Raw genomic sequence first — 5461 nt, forward strand, 5'->3', positions numbered from 1 at the left:
CCCTCCTGGGAACCATGGAAGGGCGCAGCGACGACGACAAGATTCCCACCGTCATCCAGCAGCGCGGCTGGAAGGACCCGCACAACAGGATCGCACCCGGCCTGGAGAACGCGGCCAAACTCGTGCGCACGTGGGAGATGCGCCACGAGATCATCGGGCAGAACTCCAGCGGCGACCTCACGTACGGCGAAGGCGACACAGAGGAGACGGACCTGTGAGCAGCCTGACCGCCCGCATGCCTGTCGAACTCACCTCCGACATCGCCGACCACCTGGATGTACTGATGCGCCTCGACTCCGCCACCGGCGGCATCGTGCGCGGCATCGCCAACCCGCTCATCGTGCCGACCACCGAAGTGACCAACAACAGCCGCTGGGCGACCGTCCGCACCGGCATCTACCTACCCTGCACCGCCACGCGGACAGTCCGGTACGTCGGCAGCGTCCACCGCGCGGGCCCCGCCATCGCCGCCCGGCTGCGCGAACACTTCGCAAAGCTCCGCGAACGGGAAGCCACCTGGACGCACCTGGCACTGATCACCCTGCCGACCACGATCACCCTCGCAGCGCTGCGCCGCTGCGAGGGCCGTGCGGGCCGTGCCCTCGACCCGCTGGACAACACCAGGCTGCCGGCAGTTCCCGGACGGCCGGCGTGGATCCCGCGCCCCAGGACGGCCTGACCGGAGACGAAGGCGACAAGGTGTGGCCCGGCCGGATGGTCGGGCCACACGCGCATTCGGTACGGCAGTCCTGGCCCGGTTCGTTCGTACCGGTGATGCGAGCCCTCGGCCCGCGCATTTGAGTGTGGGATGTGCTGGTCTGGCGGCATGACGACATCCTCCGAGCCGACTCCGATGTACGGAGCGCCTGCCGGTGGCGGGTTCCGCCGCCCGGCCCCGGGGGCCGTTCGGCTCCGGTGCCTCCGTACCCCGTCCCGTAAGGCCCCGCATATCTCAGCTCCCTTTCTCGGGCCGGGGCAGGGCGGCAGGGAAGGGCTGTGTCATCGAGGAGGGGGCGGTGTGGCGTTCTGGGCGCTTCAGCGGCCAGGCCAAGCATCAGTCGCCGAGGAAAAGCATCACATAACCCCTGATAGAACCGCATACGGTAGAATCTCAACTACCGCTGACAGCAGCGGAGTTCGTCAAATGCAAGGGGGTGGGCAGTGCCGGAAAGGAATATCGACTTCGGGAGGTTTGGCGCCCGGGGCATCAAGGGAAGCGACGCCGTCAGCCGGCAGCTCGACGACCTCGCGGTCGGCATCGTCACCCCGGTCACCGCGAAGCGCGGCCTGCTGGCCCGCCTGCACTACCTGACGAAGACCGACCACAGCCTCGCCGCAGCGAAGGACGCCGGCCTGACCGTGACCGACCGGACACTGCAGGCCTGGCTGGAAGGCACACGCCGGCCATCGAAGGCCAACCTGGAACGCATCGACACCGCCTACCGGACGGTGCGCCGCCGCAATGTGGCCCGGCACCTCCTGGCCCGTCTCAACCGTGAAGGGCGTGGGACGCGGGTGGAGTTCCATCCCCTGAACCAGTCGCAGGTGGCGAGGCCTCTGCAGCGGATGGTGGGGTACCGGACGATGAACGTCCGCCGGTGGGACCAGATCGTCGAGGCATGGGCCGCAGGTGACGTACAGGGTCTTGACGACGAGTGGACCACCGACGTCCTGCCCGACCTCGGGTCCCAGTGGGGCCAGTACGAGTACGTCACCAACATAGGCTTCGCCGCGTAGCCGACCCAGGCCCCGGTGCCTTCAGACGGGGGCGCTAGCCGTTGGGGGGCTGGGAGAGGTCACATCTGGGAGATGGAATTGCCTCCCGTCCGTCGGCGCCTTCTCAGGGCTGCATCTCCGTGCTTGGCCTGGAACCCGAGCCATGGCTCCATGTTGAGACGGGGGAGTACGGCCCCGGCCCTGGGGCCCCACCCGCACAAGCCCAGGCCCCTACCGCCAGCGCTCGCGACTGCGATGGTCGGATTCTGTGAACTTGGCTTCAAACGACGGTAACTGAGCGCACCCGGATCGGTATCCTCCGTGCTCCCACGGGAAATTGGGTCCAGCCGCCCGAAGCCGGCTGCCACGGTGACCCGTCACCGGGTTCCCTGGGAGCACGTCATGGATGCGCATGAGGGGGAGTCATGACCGAACGAGAACCAAGCAGCGAAGAACCTGTGCTCGGCCCCCCGGGGGACGAGCCGAGCACGACACCGGCACCGGAGGCCCCCTCAACGTCCGCCACGCGACCACTCCCCGCTGCCCCGCCGCCCCTTCCGGAATTTCCGCCGCCGTTCGCTGCCACCGCGGGCCCGGCTACCCCGCCCCCCACTCAGCCTCCGATGCCCGTCGGCCGACCGACCGACAGGCCGTGGATAGCGCGGATCCAGGCTCTGACTGGACGTCAACGGGCATCACTTGTTGGCGTCGTCGGGCTGGTTATTGTGGTGCTGGTGGCCGGGCTCCTGTCGCTGACGTCCTCGTCCTCCGACTCCGACGAGGCGAAGGCGGCTCGGAACCTTGAGCCGTTCCGGGAGGCGGTTGACGACCTGGCCGTCGCTCCTGGCCTGCGCTACAAGGACACCTCGTTTCTCGGCATCACCGAGAATGAGATCACCGTCACCGCCAGCGGCAGCCAGTTCGGCACTACCTCCTCTGGCCGGAACAGCACCGGCAAAGACGACAACGCCGAAGATGTGCTGCGCATCGGCGGCAAGACGTTCATGCGGTGGCATGTCGACCCCTCCCCCAGGGAAGACGTTGCGGCGGGCGAGGATGCGCCGCCCAGCGAGTGGATGGTGGGGCTGGACGACGGCTCCGATCTCACGGACGAGGCGTTGGCCCGTACCATCGCCCCGTCGGAACTAGCGAACGTGCTGGCCAAGGCTCTGGCCAGCCTGGAGAAGTCACCGCAAGTAGCGAGCGAGTCGAAGACGACGGCTGGGCAGCAGCCGCTGAGCGTCAACGGAACGCCTGCGCTCGGCATCGATACCTCGGCCGGTCGCCTGCTGGTGACGAAGAAGAAGCCGCACCGGGTGTTGAGGCTGGAGGCCTATGACCTCCGCGAAGGCCTCTCCGACATGAAGGACCAGCTTGAGAACGGAGAGGAGCTGACAGCACCCCCCAAGGTGACCACCGGGCCGCTGGAGTCCGGCGACGGCGAGGGAATGGACCTGACCCCGATCCTCGCCGACGCCGCCGACAAGATGTTCGACACCCTGGTTAAGTACGCCGCCCAACTCAAGGACGCGACCGACCACGGCATCAACTTCACCATGGACAGCGCGGGCGAGATGGACTGCAGCTCGTCGGGCTGCACCGCCACCCAGAACTTCACCGGCGAGGTCAGCTCCATTGCGCGGAAGGAACGCGTCACCAAAGGCGAGGTCACCGCTGTGATGAGCGCGACCTTCTCCATCGACGGCAAACCCGCCGGCCAGTGCACCAGCCCACAGCGCACCTTCCCCGTCCGGGGCAACAGCGTCTCAGGCACCCTGCAATGCTCCAACCCAGGAGCCGGACCGCTCTACGCCTCGGTCTCGGCCCGTAACAAGGCGCAGGCCAATGCCAGAGCCCAGGCTTGTAGCTGCAAGGTCACCCTCAGCTACCCGCTCCGCGCCAACACTCTGATCGACGCCAGCGCCCTCGCCAAAGTTGAGGCGGAGAAACTCGCCAACCAGGCGAAGTCGGAACGGGACGCAGCAGCCTGCGCCAACCCGCACAGCTTCCCGTCCGGCACCCAGGTGCTGCTCGCCGACGGTACCACCCGGGCCATCGAGGACATACGTATCGGTGACCGGGTCGCCGCCAGTGACCCGCAGGTACGACCCACCGCCACGCGGCCGGTGACCAACACCTTCACCACCGAGGGCGACAAGGATTTCACCCGGCTCACCCTCACCACCGACCAGGGCCCCGCCACCGTCACGGCAACCGACAACCACCCATTCTGGCTTGCGGACGACCAGCGGTGGAAGAACGCCGGTGACCTCCGCGTCGGCGACGAACTACACACCCCGGACGGCGCCAGTGTGGCCGTGACTGAGGTCCGCAACCAGCAAGACCCACAACGCACACACGACCTCACCGTCGATGACCTGCACACGTACTATGTTTTGGCGGGCGCGACACCAGTACTCGTTCACAACAGCAACTGCCTCAATGGGAAGCTGTCGGGCCCCCTCCCCATGGGGATGAATAACAAGATCGCTTCAGCCTATGACGATGTGAAGGCAGGGCGGATCCCTTCGCACGACACCTACGGGGGACGCGAACACCCGTGGTGGGCGGGTTCCAAGGAGTACCGCGTGCCGGGTAGGCCGGAAACTGACAGAATCTTGGAAAAGGAGTTGCCGAACGGCGTCAAGGTATACGGCTGGACGTCCACGCATTACACGAAGATTCAACGCTTCAGCGCACCCCATTTCCCTGACTCGGGATGGAATTACTAGTGCTATTGGTTAACTGGTGCAGCGACTCGATCGACTGTCGCTGCACCAGTTCCGGTTTGGGGAATAGATATGGCTGTCGAACTGCCTGTGGCGGCCGAGGTGGATTTTCCGCTGTACGTGGTATCGGATGAAGAATCCGAGGATGTACTCGTTGCAGCCGAAGGGGTGGAGGGATTCTTCGTCGACCCGGAAGAGGAGTCGTCAGAAGTGGCCTTCCTGGGGGCTCGCGAGGTTGAGAGGGGGAGGCGGCGAGTCGAAAATGCGGTGCTGGAGGTCACGAATCGTCAACGGGAGAAAATCGGTGAGTACTTCATCGGTCAGGTTGTGCTCAGCGATACGGATGTAGAGAAGCCAGGCGAAAATGTTTCGAGAGTCGCGTACAGATTTTTTGGTAATCGCTGTGAGTATCCTGAAGCTGAGAGGATTTGGCCACGTTGGGCATCAGGGATCGCCCTAGAAAAGGGTGAATGGCTTCGATGGCCGGTAAACTATCAGAGTGCATGGCTGCACGTTGTTCAGAATTCCTGGTTTGCTACGAACCGTAGAGCTGCTCGCTATGGGGTGGAGGATGTCGTCCACTTGGACGGTGCGCAAATCTCCACGAAGTCGGGATTCTTCTGTGCGTTGGGTGAGGCGGTCAATGGCCCTGGCGGGTACTTTGGATCGAATCTCGATGCTCTCGCAGACTGCATTTCTTCGAGTTTTGGTGAGGGTCCCCCTGTGAGGATTGTTTGGCGAAACTTTCAGGCGTCTCGAGAATATCTCGACGATGCCTTTCTGGATTCGATTGTGAGACTAATGCGTGAATTTCGCGTAGATCTTGCTACTTGCTGACTTCGGGTTGGCGTGTATGTGCGCGAGTAACTCTGACGCTCCGAAAGGCGGCGCCTGGCGGAGCGTCAGGCTGGGCTGACGGCAGTAGTTGACGGCAACGTCAGCAGGCGGCGGCCCCGGCCAGCGGTGGTTCGTCGCTGTCGTCGGGCTTGCTGGTGATCTCGGCGGGTGTGCGGAGA

General features: G+C 64.9%; 5 protein-coding genes. All 5 read left to right on the forward strand.

Features of this window, described 5'->3' with window-relative positions; translation table 11 throughout:
- Positions 1-218: hypothetical protein (locus EES42_RS37125; RefSeq protein ID WP_206433776.1), on the forward strand; the 218-nt coding region annotated here is incomplete at its 5' end.
- The gene (locus tag EES42_RS37130; protein ID WP_124722565.1) at positions 215-679 is read left to right on the forward strand and encodes a hypothetical protein; all 465 of its coding nucleotides are present in this window, start codon (positions 215-217) and stop codon (positions 677-679) included. The genes EES42_RS37125 and EES42_RS37130, both read left to right, overlap by 4 nt.
- A 482-nt stretch (positions 680-1161) precedes the next feature.
- Positions 1162-1737, forward strand: coding sequence for a transcriptional regulator (locus EES42_RS37135; protein WP_124722566.1), 576 nt, complete (start codon positions 1162-1164; stop codon positions 1735-1737).
- A gap of 713 nt (positions 1738-2450) precedes the next feature.
- Positions 2451-4448 carry a polymorphic toxin-type HINT domain-containing protein gene (locus tag EES42_RS37140; protein ID WP_164495469.1) on the forward strand — a complete coding sequence of 666 codons (1998 nt, stop codon included), beginning with the start codon at positions 2451-2453 and terminating at the stop codon, positions 4446-4448.
- Positions 4449-4517: 69 nt separating this feature from the next.
- On the forward strand, positions 4518-5282 hold the full coding sequence (locus tag EES42_RS37145) for a barstar family protein (RefSeq protein WP_124722568.1): 765 nt from the start codon (positions 4518-4520) through the stop codon (positions 5280-5282).
- The last annotated feature ends 179 nt before the right edge of the window (positions 5283-5461 follow it).

It is taken from the genome of Streptomyces sp. ADI95-17, assembly GCF_003846175.1.
GTDB classification, from domain to species: domain Bacteria; phylum Actinomycetota; class Actinomycetes; order Streptomycetales; family Streptomycetaceae; genus Streptomyces; species Streptomyces sanglieri.

Bases quoted from the DNA above. Each gene is read 5' to 3' on its own strand.
- EES42_RS37145 (WP_124722568.1), top strand. From the start codon at position 4,518: ATGGCTGTCGAACTGCCTGTGGCGGCCGAGGTGGATTTTCCGCTGTAC.